Source organism: Curtobacterium guangdongense (assembly GCF_049341845.1).
Lineage (GTDB): Bacteria > Actinomycetota > Actinomycetes > Actinomycetales > Microbacteriaceae > Curtobacterium > Curtobacterium guangdongense.
This window is the reverse complement of record NZ_JBMPIT010000002.1, coordinates 396,564-412,355: the sequence shown is the minus strand read 5'-3', so window position 1 is coordinate 412,355 and position 15,792 is coordinate 396,564. Positions and strand designations below refer to the sequence as shown.

Annotated in this window: 25 protein-coding genes and 1 riboswitch; of the genes, 12 read left to right on the top strand and 13 right to left on the bottom strand. The window is 70.7% G+C overall.

Going from position 1 to position 15,792, the window contains the following annotated elements; all coding sequences use genetic code 11:
• The first annotated feature begins 15 nt into the window (after positions 1-15).
• A complete protein-coding gene (locus ACO0E1_RS04375) occupies positions 16-276 on the top strand; it encodes a hypothetical protein (RefSeq protein WP_422873061.1) in 261 nt (86 codons plus the stop codon).
• A complete protein-coding gene (locus ACO0E1_RS04370) occupies positions 273-737 on the top strand; it encodes a phage tail protein (RefSeq protein WP_422873060.1) in 465 nt (154 codons plus the stop codon). Before ACO0E1_RS04375 ends, ACO0E1_RS04370 begins: the two co-directional genes overlap by 4 nt.
• Positions 738-753: 16 nt before the next feature.
• Here ACO0E1_RS04370 and ACO0E1_RS04365 read toward each other — a convergent pair whose 3' ends face one another.
• Positions 754-1,191 carry a helix-turn-helix domain-containing protein gene (locus tag ACO0E1_RS04365; protein ID WP_422873059.1) on the bottom strand — a complete coding sequence of 146 codons (438 nt, stop codon included), beginning with the start codon at positions 1,189-1,191 and terminating at the stop codon, positions 754-756.
• A gap of 195 nt (positions 1,192-1,386) precedes the next feature.
• On the opposite strand from ACO0E1_RS04365, the gene ACO0E1_RS04360 reads away from it, so the two are divergent.
• Positions 1,387-1,527, top strand: coding sequence for a hypothetical protein (locus ACO0E1_RS04360; protein ID WP_422873058.1), 141 nt, complete (start codon positions 1,387-1,389; stop codon positions 1,525-1,527).
• 48 nt (positions 1,528-1,575) lie between these two features.
• Here the strand turns inward: ACO0E1_RS04360 and map are convergent, their stop codons facing one another.
• The gene (map, locus tag ACO0E1_RS04355; RefSeq protein WP_422873057.1) at positions 1,576-2,346 is read right to left on the bottom strand and encodes a type I methionyl aminopeptidase; all 771 of its coding nucleotides are present in this window, start codon (positions 2,344-2,346) and stop codon (positions 1,576-1,578) included.
• 32 nt (positions 2,347-2,378) lie between these two features.
• On the opposite strand from map, the gene ACO0E1_RS04350 reads away from it, so the two are divergent.
• From ACO0E1_RS04350 to ACO0E1_RS04340, 3 genes are all read left to right on the top strand, one after another.
• A complete protein-coding gene (locus ACO0E1_RS04350; protein WP_422873056.1) occupies positions 2,379-2,642 on the top strand; it encodes a helix-turn-helix transcriptional regulator in 264 nt (87 codons plus the stop codon).
• A gap of 426 nt (positions 2,643-3,068) precedes the next feature.
• Positions 3,069-3,254 (top strand): hypothetical protein, encoded by a 186-nt coding sequence (locus tag ACO0E1_RS04345; protein ID WP_422873055.1) that lies wholly within the window; start codon positions 3,069-3,071, stop codon positions 3,252-3,254.
• A gap of 83 nt (positions 3,255-3,337) precedes the next feature.
• Positions 3,338-3,685, top strand: coding sequence for a hypothetical protein (locus tag ACO0E1_RS04340; protein WP_422873054.1), 348 nt, complete (start codon positions 3,338-3,340; stop codon positions 3,683-3,685).
• A 157-nt stretch (positions 3,686-3,842) separates the two neighbouring features.
• Here the strand turns inward: ACO0E1_RS04340 and ACO0E1_RS04335 are convergent, their stop codons facing one another.
• Positions 3,843-4,130: a hypothetical protein gene (locus ACO0E1_RS04335; protein ID WP_281267169.1), complete on the bottom strand. Its 288-nt coding sequence runs from the start codon at positions 4,128-4,130 to the stop codon at positions 3,843-3,845.
• 397 nt (positions 4,131-4,527) lie between these two features.
• Here ACO0E1_RS04335 and ACO0E1_RS04330 point away from each other — a divergent pair, with 397 nt between their 5' ends.
• Positions 4,528-5,307 carry a hypothetical protein gene (locus ACO0E1_RS04330; protein ID WP_422873053.1) on the top strand — a complete coding sequence of 260 codons (780 nt, stop codon included), beginning with the start codon at positions 4,528-4,530 and terminating at the stop codon, positions 5,305-5,307.
• Positions 5,304-7,160, top strand: coding sequence for an amidase family protein (locus ACO0E1_RS04325; RefSeq protein WP_422873052.1), 1,857 nt, complete (start codon positions 5,304-5,306; stop codon positions 7,158-7,160). The genes ACO0E1_RS04330 and ACO0E1_RS04325 overlap by 4 nt, the downstream gene beginning before the upstream one ends.
• 70 nt (positions 7,161-7,230) lie before the next feature.
• On the opposite strand, the gene ACO0E1_RS04320 is transcribed toward ACO0E1_RS04325, so the two are convergent.
• Positions 7,231-8,022, bottom strand: a complete 792-nt coding sequence (locus tag ACO0E1_RS04320) for an isocitrate lyase/PEP mutase family protein (RefSeq protein ID WP_422873051.1) — start codon at positions 8,020-8,022, stop codon at positions 7,231-7,233.
• A gap of 110 nt (positions 8,023-8,132) precedes the next feature.
• Between ACO0E1_RS04320 and ACO0E1_RS04315 the strand changes: the two genes are divergently transcribed.
• Positions 8,133-9,320: a MalY/PatB family protein gene (locus tag ACO0E1_RS04315; RefSeq protein ID WP_422873050.1), complete on the top strand. Its 1,188-nt coding sequence runs from the start codon at positions 8,133-8,135 to the stop codon at positions 9,318-9,320.
• Positions 9,321-9,359: 39 nt separating this feature from the next.
• Here ACO0E1_RS04315 and ACO0E1_RS04310 read toward each other — a convergent pair whose 3' ends face one another.
• Positions 9,360-10,130, bottom strand: coding sequence for a class I SAM-dependent methyltransferase (locus ACO0E1_RS04310; RefSeq protein WP_422873049.1), 771 nt, complete (start codon positions 10,128-10,130; stop codon positions 9,360-9,362).
• 193 nt (positions 10,131-10,323) lie between these two features.
• Here ACO0E1_RS04310 and ACO0E1_RS04305 point away from each other — a divergent pair, with 193 nt between their 5' ends.
• Complete coding sequence (locus ACO0E1_RS04305) at positions 10,324-10,530, top strand: hypothetical protein (protein WP_422873048.1); 207 nt, start codon at positions 10,324-10,326, stop codon at positions 10,528-10,530.
• Positions 10,527-10,904, top strand: a complete 378-nt coding sequence (locus tag ACO0E1_RS04300) for a hypothetical protein (RefSeq protein WP_422873047.1) — start codon at positions 10,527-10,529, stop codon at positions 10,902-10,904. The genes ACO0E1_RS04305 and ACO0E1_RS04300 overlap by 4 nt, the downstream gene beginning before the upstream one ends.
• 4 nt (positions 10,905-10,908) lie before the next feature.
• Here ACO0E1_RS04300 and ACO0E1_RS04295 read toward each other — a convergent pair whose 3' ends face one another.
• From ACO0E1_RS04295 to ACO0E1_RS04280, 4 genes are read right to left on the bottom strand one after another with little or no spacing between them, the layout of a single operon-like run.
• Entirely contained in the window at positions 10,909-11,112 is a 204-nt protein-coding gene (locus tag ACO0E1_RS04295; RefSeq protein WP_422873046.1) for a hypothetical protein, read from the bottom strand.
• 55 nt (positions 11,113-11,167) lie between these two features.
• Positions 11,168-11,623, bottom strand: a complete 456-nt coding sequence (locus ACO0E1_RS04290; protein ID WP_422873045.1) for a GNAT family N-acetyltransferase — start codon at positions 11,621-11,623, stop codon at positions 11,168-11,170.
• Positions 11,624-11,627: 4 nt separating this feature from the next.
• On the bottom strand, positions 11,628-12,011 hold the full coding sequence (locus tag ACO0E1_RS04285; RefSeq protein ID WP_422873044.1) for a hypothetical protein: 384 nt from the start codon (positions 12,009-12,011) through the stop codon (positions 11,628-11,630).
• A gap of 45 nt (positions 12,012-12,056) precedes the next feature.
• Positions 12,057-12,545 carry a GNAT family N-acetyltransferase gene (locus tag ACO0E1_RS04280; RefSeq protein ID WP_422873043.1) on the bottom strand — a complete coding sequence of 163 codons (489 nt, stop codon included), beginning with the start codon at positions 12,543-12,545 and terminating at the stop codon, positions 12,057-12,059.
• A 68-nt stretch (positions 12,546-12,613) separates the two neighbouring features.
• Here ACO0E1_RS04280 and ACO0E1_RS04275 point away from each other — a divergent pair, with 68 nt between their 5' ends.
• On the top strand, positions 12,614-13,492 hold the full coding sequence (locus ACO0E1_RS04275) for a LysR substrate-binding domain-containing protein (protein ID WP_422873042.1): 879 nt from the start codon (positions 12,614-12,616) through the stop codon (positions 13,490-13,492).
• Between the two features lie 9 nt (positions 13,493-13,501).
• Here ACO0E1_RS04275 and ACO0E1_RS04270 read toward each other — a convergent pair whose 3' ends face one another.
• Genes ACO0E1_RS04270 through ACO0E1_RS04255 form a run of 4 tightly spaced genes read right to left on the bottom strand, consistent with a single transcriptional unit; the run spans position 13,502 to position 15,431 of the window.
• The gene (locus tag ACO0E1_RS04270) at positions 13,502-13,756 is read right to left on the bottom strand and encodes a hypothetical protein (RefSeq protein ID WP_422873041.1); all 255 of its coding nucleotides are present in this window, start codon (positions 13,754-13,756) and stop codon (positions 13,502-13,504) included.
• Positions 13,753-14,235 (bottom strand): FBP domain-containing protein, encoded by a 483-nt coding sequence (locus ACO0E1_RS04265; protein ID WP_422873040.1) that lies wholly within the window; start codon positions 14,233-14,235, stop codon positions 13,753-13,755. Before ACO0E1_RS04265 ends, ACO0E1_RS04270 begins: the two co-directional genes overlap by 4 nt.
• Positions 14,236-14,275: 40 nt before the next feature.
• Positions 14,276-14,998 carry a M56 family metallopeptidase gene (locus ACO0E1_RS04260; protein WP_422873039.1) on the bottom strand — a complete coding sequence of 241 codons (723 nt, stop codon included), beginning with the start codon at positions 14,996-14,998 and terminating at the stop codon, positions 14,276-14,278.
• Between the two features lie 55 nt (positions 14,999-15,053).
• The gene (locus ACO0E1_RS04255; protein ID WP_281267182.1) at positions 15,054-15,431 is read right to left on the bottom strand and encodes a BlaI/MecI/CopY family transcriptional regulator; all 378 of its coding nucleotides are present in this window, start codon (positions 15,429-15,431) and stop codon (positions 15,054-15,056) included.
• A gap of 101 nt (positions 15,432-15,532) precedes the next feature.
• Positions 15,533-15,640: riboswitch (glycine riboswitch) on the top strand.
• The last annotated feature ends 152 nt before the right edge of the window (positions 15,641-15,792 follow it).

The following is a 15,792-nucleotide window of genomic DNA, read 5'->3' as shown; positions in this document are numbered from 1 at the left end:
TGACGAGAGTGTGGCGTGACGCTCGCCGGGGCAACCGGGTGGGAGTCGTTCGCGTTCCACCTCGACCGTGCGAGCGACGGAGCTCCGATCGACTTCGTCCACCGGGGCCGTATCGCGCTGGTACGCGTCGACGAAGCCGTCCGCGAGGTGGTCGACGTCGAGGACGTCGCTCGGGTGGTGCTCGCCTCCCCACACTCGGCCGTGCCACTGACCCCGGCTGCGCGACGCGCGTGGGCGATGCTCGGACGTCCCGTCGGCGGTACGGTTCCTGCATGACGTACACGGTCGACTTCGTCGACGTCTCCACCACCGGGCTCGAGTCGTCTCCGGTCGCAGAAGCACTCGCCGGGCTGCGCGCGAACGAGGCCCGGTACTACAAGAACAAGTACGACCACGTGTTCGTCACGAGCACGCCGGACGAAGCCCCCGAGGTGCTGGACCTCGTCACGCGGGTGCTGCACGACGAGCGGGGCATCGTGATCGCGTCGCTCTCGCTCGAGGTCAGCGGGTTCGAGGTCGGCGGGCTCCGGATGGCGTACGTGTTCTACGAGTCCGGTCTGGCGATCAACGTGATGTACGCGATCGAGGACGGCGGGAAGCGCGCGGTGGGGCTCAAGCTGTCGATGGGCATGGAGGTGCCCGAGGAACTGTCCGCGTTCAAGTTCGCCCGTCAGCGGTCAAAGCTGGCCGGGGAGATCCGCGGCTCGTACTTCGTCATCAAGGGCGAGTACGCCTGAATCCCGCGAGGAGGTCTCAGGGACCGGGGCGCGCTCCGTAGCGTCGGGAGTACGCCTCGGCGAACCTGCCGACGTGCACGAACCCCCAGCGACCGATGATCGCCGCGAGGGGCTCGTCCGTTGTGGACTGGAGTTCCGCACGGACACCCTCCAGTCGGAGTCGGTGGACGTACTGCATCGGTGAGATCCCGAACTGCGTCCGGAACCCCCGTTCCGATTCGCCAGGGCTGACACCCGCAGCACGCGCGATCGTCTCCGTCGTCAGGGGTCCCGCGACGTGCGTCGAGATGTAGGCGACCGCGGCGACCACACTGTCGGACATCGCGTCGTCGGCCGCAGCGGGGACGGGCTGCGGGGAAGTGGCACCGGCCGGGTACACGTTCGGGTCGTCACCCGACCGGTAGTTCGGGGTACCCGATGGCGGAGAGCCGAAAGAGGAACGCTGCGCGGTCATGATCGTCTCCTGTCATCGGAATCGTGGGTGTTCCGGCGACCAGGGACTGGGGCAGCTGAGACGCAACGGTAGGCGTACCGGAGCCGCGCGCGCAAGACCCTTGCGCCGACGGTGGATCGGCCCTACGGTGAGCGGCAGCTGCCCCAGCCCTCGGTCGCCGAACCCTCTCGCTTCGATGACGACCAGGACGCCACCATGGACGTGCAGCACGCGGACACCGGAACCCCGACGAACCACGCACCCCGGCATCGGCCGCTCCGGGTGTCCGTCCTGCTCGACGGGCGTTGGCCGGACTACTTCCCCGAGTCCGTCGTGATCGGCGACGAGTGGTCCTGAGCGCGCGGACGGGATGAGTGGTCCTGAACAGACGGGGCCATCCGGGTGTCACCCCCGCAGGGTCAGGATCTCCGCGCCGTCCTCGGTGATCGCGATGGTGTGCTCGCTGTGCGCGGTGCGTGCTCCCGTCGCACTGCGGAGCGTCCAGCCGTCCGGGTCGGTGACGAGCACGTCGGTGTCCGCCATCACCCACGGCTCGAGCGCCAGCAGGAGACCCGGCCGCAGCACGTAGCCGCGGCCCGGCCGTCCGTCGTTCGAGATGTGCGGGTCCTGGTGCATCGTCGACCCGACTCCGTGCCCGCCGAATTCCATGTTGATCGGGTAGCCGGCCTCGTGCAGGACCGTGCCAATCGCGTGGGACAGGTCGCCGATGCGGGCACCGGGGACCGCGGCGGCGATGCCGGCCCCGAGGGCTTGCTCGGTGGCGTCGATCATCGCGAGGTCCTCGGGTCGGGCGTCGGACCCGACGATGAAGCTCACGGCAGAGTCCGCGACGACGCCGTCGAGCGAGACGGCGAGGTCGAGCGTCAGCAGGTCACCGTCGCGGAGGGCGTAGTCGTGGGGGAGTCCGTGCAGCACGGCGTCGTTCACGGCGGTGCAGACGTAGTGGCCGAACGGGCCGCGGCCGAACGACGGTGCGTAGTCGACGTAACTCGACACGGCTCCGGCTTCGAGGATCATAGCCTTCGCCCACCGGTCGATGTCCAAGAGGTTCGTGCCCACGGTCGCGCGCCCCTGCAGGGTGTGCAGGATCCGGCCGACGAGCGCACCGACGGCGCGTGCGCGGGGGAGTTCGGTCGGAGTGAGGAGCTCGATCATGCGATAACTATACCGGTACTAGTATTGGCACCATGGTCCGGCTCCCGCTCACCCCCGCAGACGTCGAACGTGGTCAGCGCCTCGGTGCGCTGCTCCGTCGGGCGCGCGGCGAGCGGTCGATGCTCCAGACGGCCCTCGACGCCGGGGTGTCCCCGGAGACGCTGCGGAAGATCGAGACCGGGCGGGTGGCGACGCCGGCGTTCCCGACGATCGCCGCCATCGCGGACGTGCTCGGGCTGTCGCTCGACGAGATATGGGCGGGAATCACCGCCGCCGAGCGCCGGCTCGCGTCCTGACGCTCTTCCCGCGCCCTGAACACGACATGTTTGGCAGCTCGTCCTGTCGTGGTCGACGCTTGTGTCCGACAGCGGCGGAGGGCAGAGGAGTGGGCTATGACACTGGAGCAGATGATCCGGAGTGCGACGCACGGGGTGTGCGTCGGACTGACCGGCGATCTGACACGGGCGAGAGCGATGCGGGCGGCGCTCGAGGCAGCGCAGCGTTCCATGAGCGGCGAGCGATCGGCGGATGTGATGACGACGTGGATCGGGGCGAGCGCCAACGGCCGCCCGGGTTCGTCGTCGGAGTAGCGCGGACGGAACGATTCGAAGGGCCGCTTGCGTCGCCGAGGACCCTTGCGGAGTACGACGCGGTCGTGTCGGGAAGCGCAGCAAGGATGGTCGCGTGTCACGAGCGGAACGCGATCGTCACCGCTGACGCGCTTGAGCCGGGCAGAGGTGACCGTCGCCAAGGTCGGGACGGTGGCGGCGCACCTCGCGACGCTCACAGCGCTCGTCGGCGCGATCGCGCTCGTGCTCCACGGGCGAGAAGCCGGCGCCGTTCTCGCTGTGGTTCCGGCGGTGCTCGGCGCGTCTGCCCAGGTCGTCACTGCTGTACGACGCCGGTAGCGTGGGCCCCGTTCATCCACCGAACGCATCCATCGGGCAGTTGTGGACCCACGAGTGCCTACCGTGCACTGCGGAGGTGGAACGTGAAGTACATCAACTACGACGGATCGATCGTCATGACCGGTGATCGCATCGCCGAAGCGCTCGCTGACTACGCGGCAGTGCTCGGTGCCAACGGGCGTACGGACGCGGTCCACGTTCCGACCGTGGCCGAGGACGGGTCGATCGAGACGACCACGGTGCTGGTGGGTCCGGCGAGCGAGCTGGTACTGACGGCAGCGCCCGACGACGAACTCGAGTACGAGGACCCGGCGTTCATCCGCAGGCTCCGTGATGCGGCTGCGACGGCCGGCCCGGACGGCCCGCTGAACGCCGACGGCCGCACCCCGTTCGCGGGAGCCGACGACCCGGACCCGTTCCCGCCCGCCTGAGGCGCCCCGGGAGCGACGAAACGCCCCCGCAACGACGCCCCCGCAACGACGAAACGCCCCCGCAACGACGGAACGCCGCCGGAATCGGCGGCGTTTCGCGTGTTCGAAGGCGTCTCCCCGGGCAAGCCGGGCAAGCCGGCCGGACGGGAGGCCCGGCTCAGGCTGCGAGCGCGAGCTCCGACCGACGGACGGTCGCCGCCTGCAGGATGGTGCGGCTCGACTCGCCGAGCCAGGAGCGCCCGGGGACGGTCCAGCCGGCTTCGCCGTCGACCTCGACACGGGTGCCGGGGGTGACGAACAGGTCGAGCACGTCGACGGGCACGCGCACGACGTACTCGCGCTGGGTGCCGTTGTCGCGCACGGGGAACTCCGCGATGCGGTCGGGGGAGACGACGGGAGCCGCGGTCGCGGTCCCGATGATGGTGATTCGTTCGTTGCTGGTCATGGTGCTGTCTTTCTCGTCTTCTGGCGAGCCCACGGTGCGGTCCGACGGACGACTGAGTCGCATCGGTCGCGTGTGGTGGGCACGCGCACGTCGGCATTCGACGTGCTGTTCGGCCTGGCCTCGATCGGAAGGATCCGGATCGGACGTTCGGGCGAACGGTGGTCTCGGGGGAATGCGACTCGGGTGAGTCGGCGTCGAGACGGTTCGGTGTGCGCGAGTCAGATGGGTTCGCTGCAGTGCACCAGAGAAGAACAATACACGAGCTCCCCCTGAATGTCCACCGGTCAAGCGTGTAACGCAGTGGAAACCGATCGGGTCGGTCCGCGAAACACCGCGTCGTTACGGTTCGAGAACTGAGCCCCTGCTCAGCATTCACCCGGACGAAGGACCTGCACGGATGCAGCACCGAACACGCCAGCGCCCCCGCGCGGCGATCGCCACCGCGACGGCGGTCATGACGGGAGCCCTCGGGCTCGTCGTCCTGACGGCCGGCCCGGCACAGGCGGCCCCCACAGCGACCACAGCGACCATCGACGCCCCGGCGACCGTCACGGTCGGCGACGACTTCGACGTCGACGTGACGATCCCCGCGACGGCGGACGTCTTCGCGTACGAGATCACCCTCGACGCCGACGAGGCGGTCGTCGCCTACCGGGACGGCAGTGTGACCGGTCCGGACGACGGCTTCGACAGCGTCACGCAGGACGGCGACGAGCTCACCATCGTGCACACCCGACTCGGCACGTCGCCCGCGATCAGCGGCGACCTCGCGAGTTCGATCGGGCTGACCGCGACGAGCGTCGGCACGGTCGACCTCGCGGTCACGAGCATCACGCTCCTCGACGAGGACGGCGCAGCGACCACGCTCGACGCCCCCGCGGCGACGGACATCACGATCGAGGCGGCGGCGACCACCGCGCCGACCGATCCGGCAACGCCAGGGACCCCCGGAGGCGACCCGACGAACGGAGCCGGGGCGGGCGGTGGAACCGGCACCGGCGGCACCGTGACGGACGCGGACGCCGTGAGCGGTGCCTCCCGTCCGGCCGCAGGTCAACTGGCCTGGACCGGTGCGCAGGTCGCACCGTGGATCGCTGCAAGTCTCGCCCTGCTGCTGGCCGGCGGTGGCGTCCTCGTCGCCCGCGCCCGCGCCCGCCGGAACGGAGCCACCCGATGACCGCCCAGCGCACCCACACCACCACGCGCACCACCAAGCGAGCCGCCGCCGGCGCTGCCCTCGTCGCCCTCGTCGGCACAGCCCTCGCCGCGACGCCCGCGCTGACGGCACACGCTGCCGACCCCGCCGTCGACGCGAGCCCCGCGGCCATGCTCGCGCCGTACTACACGTCCCTCGACCTGACCGGCGACGACCAGGTCACCACCGAGGACCTGACCGTCCTGACAAAGAACCTCGGAACGACGAGCACGGACACGAACTGGTCCGACGTCGCGAAGGCGGACACCGACGGCGACGGCACCATCACGGTCGCCGACGTCGCCGCCCTGTCCCAGCGGATGATCTACGACGACGGCCCGTTCCAGCTCGTCGAGGCCTCGACGCTCGACATGCAGGCCGCGATGAACGCCGGTGTGACGACCTCGGTCGCGATCACGCAGGCCTACCTCGATCGCATCTCCGCCTACGACCGCACGACCGTGCAGGCCGGCGGGCGTCCGCTCAACTCGATCGTCACGACGAACAAGGAGGCGCTGGCGGCGGCGAAGACCGCGGACACCGAGCGGGCCGAGCACGGGATGACGAGCATGCTCCTCGGCGTGCCGATCGCGCTGAAGGACAACTACGACACGAAGGACATGCCGACCACCGGTGGCTGCGGCTGCTGGGACGACAACCAGACCGACACCGATGCCGCGATGGTCACGGGCCTCCGCAGCGCCGGTGCCGTGATCCTGGCGAAGGCGAGCCTCGACGAGTTCGCGTACGGCTTCGTGTCGGAGTTCTCCTCGAACCAGCCGGCGGGGTCCTCGCTCCTCGTTGCGAGCCCCTACGTCACGACGCAGACAGCAGGCGGGTCCAGTGGTGGAACCGGAGCCGCGATCGCCGCGAACCTGGCGGGCATCGGCTTCGGCACCGACACCGGTGGGTCGATCCGCATCCCGTCCTCGTACAACCAGCTCGTCGGCATCCGCCCGACGGTGGGGCTGACGAGCCGGGACGGCATCATCCCGCTCGCGCTGTCGCAGGACACCGGTGGGCCCATCGCCCGCTCGGTGACCGACGCCGCGGTGGCACTCGATGCCGTGACCGGGGTCGACGCTGCCGATCCGGTGACGAGCGGGCAGCAGGGCAAGGTCCCGGCGTCGTACACCGCAGCGCTCGACCCGGAGGCGCTCCAGGGCGCGCGGATCGGCTACGTCACGTCGATGGTTGGCACGAACGCCACCACGCTGCGTCTGTTCAACGAGTCCGTCGCGAAGCTCACCGCAGCCGGTGCCACCGTCGTCCCGATCAGCAGCACCGCGGACTTCGCGAAGGTGCTGAACGAGGGCAGCGGGTCGACGAACGAGTTCAAGCACGACCTCGACGAGTACGTCCGGAAGCACCTCGACCCGGACGTCACCGCCAGGAGCATCTCGGGCATCCTCGCCTCGGGTGAGTACGTGCCGAGCCGGAAGTCCACGTACGAGGCACGTGACAAGATCACGGACGCCCAGTACCAGGCGTGGGCCGGTCCGACCGGGACGCACACGACGCAGCTCGCCACCGGCAAGCAGGTCGTCACGTCGATGATGGACACGCAGGACCTCGACGCGCTCGTCTACCCGTCGGGCACGCCGTACGGCACGCAGTCGACGAACATGCGCCTCAGCCCGAACACCGGCATGCCGGCCGTGACCGTCCCGATGGGGCAGGCCACGGCGGCCGACAACACGGTCACCGGTGGCGGCGTGAACCTGGAGTTCCTCGGCCGCTCGTACGACGAGAGCACCGTGATCGGACTCGGCTACGCCTTCGAGCAGGCGACGCACGCGCGCACCTCGCCGGCCGCGTACGGCCCGCTCGGGTAGTCGGTCGGCTCCGTGACGGACGGGAGGCTCGGTGCACGTCGTGCGCCGAGCCTCCTGTCCGTCCGCTGGTTCAGTTCAGGGCCGGGGTGTCCTCCGGCACGACGCCACCGCCGTACAGGTCGGTCGCCAGGTCGCGGAGCGCCCGGAGGGCGACGCGCTGTGTGAGCGGACCGTAGGAGATCCGGGCGACCCCGAGGGCCTCGTACTCCGCGGCGGGCAGGGCACCGGGGAGCCCGATGACGCTGAGCTTCCCGCGGCCGAGTCCCTCGACGAGCCGCTCCACGACGTCGCGCTGGATCGCTCCCGGGACGAACACGATCGGTGCGCCGGCGTCGAGGAACGCCTTGCCGCGGGCGATCGCGTCGGCGATGCTCTCGTCGAGCGGGCGGTCCCCGCCGCGGGCGATCGCATCGGTCCGTGCGTTCAGCTGGAACGCCACGCCCTCGGCCTCCGCGGCCTTCGTGATCGCGGCGACGCGTGCGACGGCCTCGTCGAAGGGACGGAGGCGGTCCTCGACGTTCGCGCCGACGACGCCGAAGCCGATCGCGCGACGGATGGTCTCGGCAGGGTCCTCGTACCCGTCGTCGAGGTCGGCCGTCACCGGCAGGTCCACGGCCTCGGCGACGATCCGGGCGCCCTGGAGCGCGAGGTCGAGGGGCATGCCGCCGTCCTCGTATCCGTAGGACGCGGCGATCGAGTGGCCGGCGGTCGCGATCGCGCGGGTCTCCGGCAGGGCCGCGACGGTCTTCGCACTGATCGCGTCCCACACGTTCACGACGCGGAGGATCTCGGGGGCTTCGTGCAGGGTCTTGAGGGTCGACGCCTTGTCGACGGTGCTGCTGCTCGCTGTGCTGCTGGTCATGGCACCGACAGTAGGCCGATCCACCGGTCCCCGGCCCGACGTGACCCGCAGACGACGCGAGATGACGGACGGACTCGCGCCGAGCCTCCTGTCCGGTGCACCATGAGGGGATGGCGAGCGACGAGGAAGACCCGGTCGGCACGCTCCGCGGAGTCCGCACGAGCATCAAGTGGACGCGGTACGCGCCAGACGTGCTGCCCCTGTTCGTCGCCGAGATGGACCACGAGGTCGCGCCGGAGATCCGGCAGGCGCTCGTCGAACGCGTGCAGCAGTCGGACCTGGGCTACCTGGACGGACCCGGGCCGCTGGCACCGGCGTTCGCGTCCTTCGCCCGCGAGCGCTGGGCATGGGAGGTCGACCCGGCGCGCGTCTACCTGGCCACCGACGTCAGCGTCGGGATCGTCGAGACGCTGCGGCTCGCGCTGCCCGACGGCGGCCGCGTCGCGATCACCCCGCCGGTGTACCCGCCGTTCTTCGAGCTCGTCGAAGAGGCCCGATGTCAGGTGGAAGAGGTCCCGCTCGCCGAGCAGTGGGGTGTCTACCGACTCGACCTCGAGGGCCTCGAGCGCGCCTTCGCATCCGGGGTCCGGGTGTTCCTGCTCTGCAACCCGCACAACCCCATCGGGCTCGTGCACGATCGTGCCGACCTGCTCGCGCTGGCGGCGCTCGCCGCGGAGTACGACGTGCTCGTCATCTCCGACGAGATCCACGCACCGCTGACCCACCCGGGCGTGCAGTTCACCCCGTTCGCCGCGATCGCGTCGTCCGTCGGAGCGCGCAGCGTCTGTGTCACGAGCGCGAGCAAGGGATGGAACCTCGCCGGGGTGAAGTGCTCCGTCATCGTCGCCGGAGACGACCGGACCGCGGCACTGCTCGACACCCTGTGGGAAGAGGTCGCGTGCCGGACGAGCATCCTCGGGTTGCACGCGAACCTCGCGGCGTTCTCGCTCGCGGTGGGGTGGCTCGACGACGTCATCGACCGGATCGTCGCGAACGACCGGTTGCTCGCGAAGCTCCTCGCCGAGCACCTGCCGGGGGTCGTGTACTCGCGGCCGCGTGCCGGCTACCTGGCGTGGCTCGACTTCCGGGGGATCGGCCTCGGGGACGACCCGGCCGTGCAGCTCCGGGAGCACGCCTTCGTGGCGCTGAACTCCGGCGTGCCGTTCGGGTCCGAGGGGCGCGGGTTCGCCCGAATCAACCTGGCGTGTTCGCCGGACACCCTGCGCGAGGCGGTGCTGCGGATCGCGGCGGCGTACCCGTCGAGTGCGCAGGAGGGCGTGGTCTGGCACGTCGCGTGAGCGGCGCGGGCCCTTGTCGCACTACGCGGGCTTGTCGCACTACGCGGGCTTGCGCGCCTCGATCAGGTGGCGTGACGAGTACGCGACGAAGGGCCCGTCGGCAGCGATCTGCGCGTGCAGGTCGCGCAGCCGGTCGCGGTAGCGCTCGACCGTGAAGTCCGGCACCCACCAGATCACCTTGCGCAGCAGGTAGACCACCGCGGCGACGTCGTGGATCTCGATGCGGGTGCGCGCCGTGCGGAGGTCGACGACCTCGAGTCCGGCGGCCCGTGCGGCATCGGCCTCGTCGTCGTGGTGCCGTCCGCGGCGCTCGACGGGCTTCGGCCCGAGGAAGAACTCGATGAGCTCGAACACGCTCGCAGGACCGACGTGCTGCGCGAGGTAGCTGCCGCCGGGAGTGAGCACGCGGGCGATCTCGTCCCAGTGGATCGTCGCCGGGTGTCGGCTGGTGACCAGGTCGAACGCGCCGTCGGCGAACGGGAGCGGAGGCTCGTCCGGGTCGGCGACGACGACCACGCCGCGCGGGTGGAGGAGCTTCGTCGCGGCGGCGACGTTGGGCGGCCAGGACTCGGTCGCGACGGCGGTCGCCGGGAACGACGGCGCTTCGGCGAGGACCTCACCGCCGCCGGTCTGGACGTCCAGGGACGCGGCGCCGGTCCTGAGCGCTCCGAGCCGACGGCCGAGCAGCGCTGCGTAGCCCCACGGCGGGCGTTCCTCGGTCGCACGGCCGTCGAGCCAGGAGAAGTCCCACCCGGTGACGTCGGCGGCTTCGCCGATGGCGACGAGCTGGTCGAACGAGGTGGTGCTCATGTCCACCATCGTGCCGGTGTCGTGGTCGGAGTGCATCCCTCCACACTGTCCGGGTTCGCCGAACGGTTCACAGTTCCACGAAGTGAGTCGATCATGGTCGGTCGGTTCGCCATCGTCGCTGGATGCACCGCATCGAGAACATGTTGTCCACAATCGATAGGCAGTGTTGCCTAGCTCTGATTAGACGCGTAGCGTGAAGCGCAAGGTCCTCATCGCCCGGCTGCGCGAGTTGGCCGCGGCGGAACGCGTCGAGTTCTCGTTCCGCCGTCACGGTGGGCGACACGACCTGTACCGGTTCGGACAGCAACCGGTCGTGATCCCGCGTCACCGTGAGGTCGACGAACGAACGGCGCGTGCGATCATCCGGGACTGTGAGCGAGAAGGAGGCGAACGGCAATGAGCCGTCACACCGTGCGCGCCGAGCGCAACGACAAGTACTGGGTGATCTGGATCGATGGGGAGCCCCGAACGCAGGCGAAACGTCATCGTGAGATCGAGGAGATGGCCCGTGACTGGCTCTCGCTGACGTACGAACGGGCGACCGAATCGTTCGAACTCGACCTCGACGTGGCAATGCCCGCAGCGGCGCGGGCACACCTTGATCGAGCAAGGGTCCTGCGTGCTGAGTCGGAGCGTGCTCGCGTCCAGGCGGGCCAGGAGACCGCGGCGGCGGCGCTCGTCCTGCACGAATCGGGGCTCACCGTCCGCGAGATCGGGCCGCTCCTGCAGGTGTCACATCAGCGCGCGCAGCAGCTGGTCGCAGCCGCCCGCTGATGGTTCACGCGTCGATGTACTGGTTCCGGCCGACGACGCGGATCGTGAGGTCGACCTCGCTGGAGGGGATCTCCTCGGTCATGGCGACCCATTCCCGGGCGACGAACCCGACGGAGCCCCAGCGGGAGACCTCGGTGACGAGGAACCCGTCGATGAACACCTGCCACATGCCCTTGTCCCGGACCGCCTGGACCTCGTGCGTCGCCATGCCGCGAGCGTAGCAAGCGCGCCCGGCGGCGCTCAGCCGACGCGCTCGACGCTGCTCAGCCGACGCGCTTGGCGTAGTAGCGGAGCATCGGCGTCTCGCCGGAGGGCTTCGACCAGTCGGCCGGCCCGGTGCCCGTGAGGCGCCATCCGCGGCGCTCGTACAGTCGCCACGCCCCTGGCGTCTCCTCGGTGACGTCGAGCCGCACGTGGGTGCCGGGTGCGCCGTGTTCCGCCGCAGCGAGCAGGTCGTCCGCGAGCCCTCGGCATCGGTGCTCCGGGTCGACGAAGAGTCGCGTGACCGACGGCATCCGACCTGGTCCGGACACGGCGATGCCGACGTGTCCGACGACCCGGCCGTCGTCGACCGCGACCCAGGCGGCGAGGAGCCCCTCCGGGGAGAGCCAGGCGCGTGGGTCGTCCGGCCAGGTCGCCGGGTAGCCGTCCGTGTGCACGCGCCAGAGCACCTCGACCAACGTGTCGAGGTCGGCGTCGGTGCGTTCGTGGATGCGCATGGCGTCAGGCACTGTCGGCAGCGTCCCGCGATCCGTCAGGACCTCGACGCGATCCGTCGGGGGCACGACCCGATCCGCCGGGTCGTGCGTCCCGGTCGTCGAAGAACCCCTTGGCCCCGAAGGCGAACGACAGGATGCAGAGCAGCGCCCCGACGACGAACCACACGATGTCCCCGGTCGTCGGGTCGACCACGGCCGAGCGTCCGAAGAGCAGGCCGATCGCGATGACGAAGTTGGTCATGCCCCACGCCACGTTGGTGCGCGGCGACGAGTACCGCCCGAACGGCGTGCGGAACACGCGTCCGCCGAGCCCCGCCACGAAGTGCGGCATGCCGTTGGTCAGCGCGAACCCTGCGATCGCGAACAGCACCACCCCGATGATCCCCATGCGCAACACCCTAGGACGTGCGCCCCGCCGGGGTCAGGCCGGCCGTCAGACCAGGTCGAGCGCCATGTGGACGTTCGCGCGGGTGTAGGGGCTCGGTTCGTGCTCGTCCGCGCCGAGGTGCCGGAACCCGGTGGTCTCGTAGAGGTGCACGGCGCTGGCGAGGTCGGCGTTGCTCTCGAGCACCACGCGTGTCGCGCCGAGCCTGCGGGCGCGGTCGATCGCCGTCTCGATGAGTCGTCGACCGGTGCCGTGCCCCTGGTGGTCCGGTGCGACCGCCATCTTGACGAGTTCGAACACCCCGGGGCTCACCGGCGCCATCCCGATGCAGCCGACGACGATGCCGTCGGCGAGGCGCGCGACGAGCACGGCGCCGCCGGGTTCGACGATGCGCCCCACGGGGTCGCCGAGGTACTTGCGGTCCTCGTCCTCGAGCGCGAAGAAGCGGGTGATCCACGCCTCGTTGAGCACGCGGAACGCCTCGGCGTCCGCGGGGGTGGCGAGGTCGGCGATGGTGATGTCGGCGGTGTCGGGCATGGCTCCATCCTCGGACCGACCCCGAGAAGAGTCCAATACTCGTTCGCGTCGATCGATACGCTGGATGCATGGATCACGACGTCGACCTCCGGCAGCTCCGGGCGTTCCTGGCGGTCGCCGACGAACTGCACTTCGGCCGCGCCGCCGAGGCCCTGCACATCGCGCAGCCCGCGCTCTCCCAGCAGATCCGCCGGACCGAACGCGCGCTCGGCGTGGACCTCTTCGCGCGGACCTCGCGGAGCGTCGCGCTCACGCCGGCCGGTCGTGCTCTGCAGGGTCGTGCGCGGTCGCTCCTGGCCCAGGCCGCGCGGGACCTCGACGAGACGGTGCGCGTCGGACGTGGTGAAGCCGGGCGCCTCGACGTGGGGTTCGTGGTCTCGGCGCTGCCGCTCGGTCCGATCGAACGCGTGCAGCGGTTCCGGGAGCGCTACCCCCTGGTCCGCGTCGAACTCACAGAGGGCTACACATCGCAGCTGCTCGCGCGCATCGTCCGCGGCGAGCTCGACCTGGCGATCGTGCGCGACCCGGACCCGACGGACGGCGTGCGGACCACGCCGTTCCGGAGCGAGCGGTTCGTCGCGGCCGTCCCGCGGCACCACCGGTTCGCCGAGCGCGCGGAGATCGACGGCACCGAGCTCGTCGACGACCCGTTCGTGTTCTTCCCCGCCAAGGCGGGCGCGGTCGCGACCGAGCGGAACCTCGCCCCGGTGGTGCAGGGTGCGAAGCATCCAACGGTCGTGCAGGAGGCGACGACCTGGGCCACCGTGCTGCACCTCGTCGGTGCCGGGCTCGGCGTCACGATCGCGCCGGCGAGTGCGACGCTCGCGGCCCCGGACACCGTCGTGCTGCTGCCGCTCACGAGCGACCACCGCAGCGAGCTGCGCTGGGCGGTCCGGACCGACGACGACCGCGAGATCCTCCGGAACTTCGTCGCAGCGGCCGACTGACCGAGCCGCCTACTCCAGCGGCAGCACCGGTGCCCGCTGGTCGCCGAGCTCGTCCTGTCGCCACGGTCGCGAGCCGCGCAGCCCGAGGCCGAGCTGCACGAGCACGAACGACACGTGCGGTTCGACGTCGGGGTACCACGGGCCTTCGACGCCCAAGCCGAAGGCGCCGAGCTCGTCATCGGCCTCGTCGCGGACCGTCAGCCGCCAGCGTCCGTCGCCCTGTTCCTCGACGACGACCCACCGTGCAGTGGGGAACCGCGTCACGCCGTCTTCATGATGTCGGCCGTGAAGTTCTGCACGCGCTGCAGGAGTGCTTCGCCCCGCATGGCGATGGTGGCCGGTGGATTGAGGTGCGGGGGAGCGGTGCGGATGAGCATCGAGCACCCGAGGTCCTCGCAGACGTAGGACCCGATGGTGTTGCCGTTGCGGCCGGACTCACCGGCGCGCGCCGCCGAGAACAGGCGGACTTGCGTGGCCGGCTGCGGCGAGTGGCAGAACGAGCACATCGCGGCGATGCCCGGGCGGAGTGATCCGCCGGCCGAGCGCACCACGATCCCGACGGCGACACCGTCGATCCAGGACACGATGTACCCGCGCCGGGCCGCCTGGGGGTCGCGCCAGCCGAGGAACTCGCGCTCGTCCCAGAGCATCTCGTGCAGCCCCGGGATCGGGAGCTGGGCGAGCTCGTCCGGGGTGGCGTTGACGAACGACGATCGGATGTCTGCTTCGGTCAGTGGTTTCACGGTGCAAACACCCTATGCCTCGCCTCCGACAGATGGTCCGTCAGCCCAGCCGGGAGGCCCGGATCACCGCGAGCGCGCTCGTCTCGTCCGCCACCAGGACGGCTCGACGCACCGCGTCGCGTCCGGTACGGCGCGCGGCCGCGTCGTCCGCGGCGAACTCGACGAGGACCCGTGTCGAGCGCGCCATCGCGCGCGCACCGGGGATCCACGGGACCGCACGCTCGATCGATTCGGCGACCGCGACGACGGCCGCGTGGCGCTGCTGCAGGTGGGCGCGTTCGTGGGCGACCACGGCCTCCAGTTCGTCGGTCCGCAACCGGTCTGCGAGGCCGGTGCTGACCAGCACCCCGCCGCTCCGGCCGGGGACGGCGCAGGCGAGCGCGTGCTCCGCCTCGACGACCGCGACGAGCGTGCCGTCGATCTCGCGGTGCGGGGCGACGCCGGACCGCATCGCCTCGCGGACGGCCTGGTGCTCGGGACCCGGCCGGACCCGGACCGCGACGACGAAGGCGAGCACGGCGAGCACCGCGACCCCGATGTTGAGGCCGTGCGTCGGTGAGTCGCCGAACGTGATCGGGCGGTTCGCGAGCACGACGAGGGCGATGCCGGCGACGAACCCGAGTGCGCCGAGGAGCACAGCGACGGACCAGCTCAGGAGCGCGGTGCGGGGGCGGTCGATCGTCCAGGCGGAGCGGGTCAGGATGCGGGGCGCGACGACCACGACGGCCAACGCCAGCACGATGAGCACGATGCCGGTGATCACCACGTCGTCGTCGCCATGCTCGTCGTGTTCTGGCTCGTCGTGTTCTGGCTCGTCGTCAGGAACGGGCGCGGGCGTCGAGTGCCCGGCGGATGACGTCGAGGTCGTCGGAGGCGAGTGAACCGGTGAACTGCAGCAGTGCGGCTTCGCGGTCGGACGCCGCTGCGAGCGCGGTCGACATGAGCGACGCGGTCTGCTCCTCCCTGCTGTGCGTGGCGCGGAAGGTCAGGGGGGCCTCGGTGTGCTGCTGCCGCTCGACCGTGCCCTTGCGGCCGAGCCGGTCGAGCACGGTGAGGACGGTCGTCAGCGCGGGGCGGGGCTCCGGGAAGGCGTCGAGCACCTGTCGTGCGGTGAGACCGGAGTCGTCGGCGGACCAGAGCGCGTCGAGCACCGCCTGCTCGAGCTGCCCGCGGGGGCGCTGCCTCTGTCCTGCCACCAGGCCACTCTACGAGATGTCGAAGAGGTGGGTGGCACGTGTCACATGCCCGTAACGCGATCTCGGTAAGCTTCCCGCTGACAACAGAACATCGAGGCCGACCACCCGCCGCGGGAGACGTCGTGCCGGCCACCGCTCGTCGGTGGTCGTGCGACACCGAAGGAGCATCCTCCCCGCCAATCTCTCAGGTCCAACACCGCAGCGGACAGGCCACTCTGAAAAGCAGACGCTCCGACACCCTCCGGGTGCGGAACGGCTCGCCCACGGTGAAAGCCGACGGACCTCACGGGCCGCGGTGAAACTCTCAGGCCCATGACAGAGGGGGAGTTCGTGCCCGGCGATCGTCGTCGGGTGCTGCCCG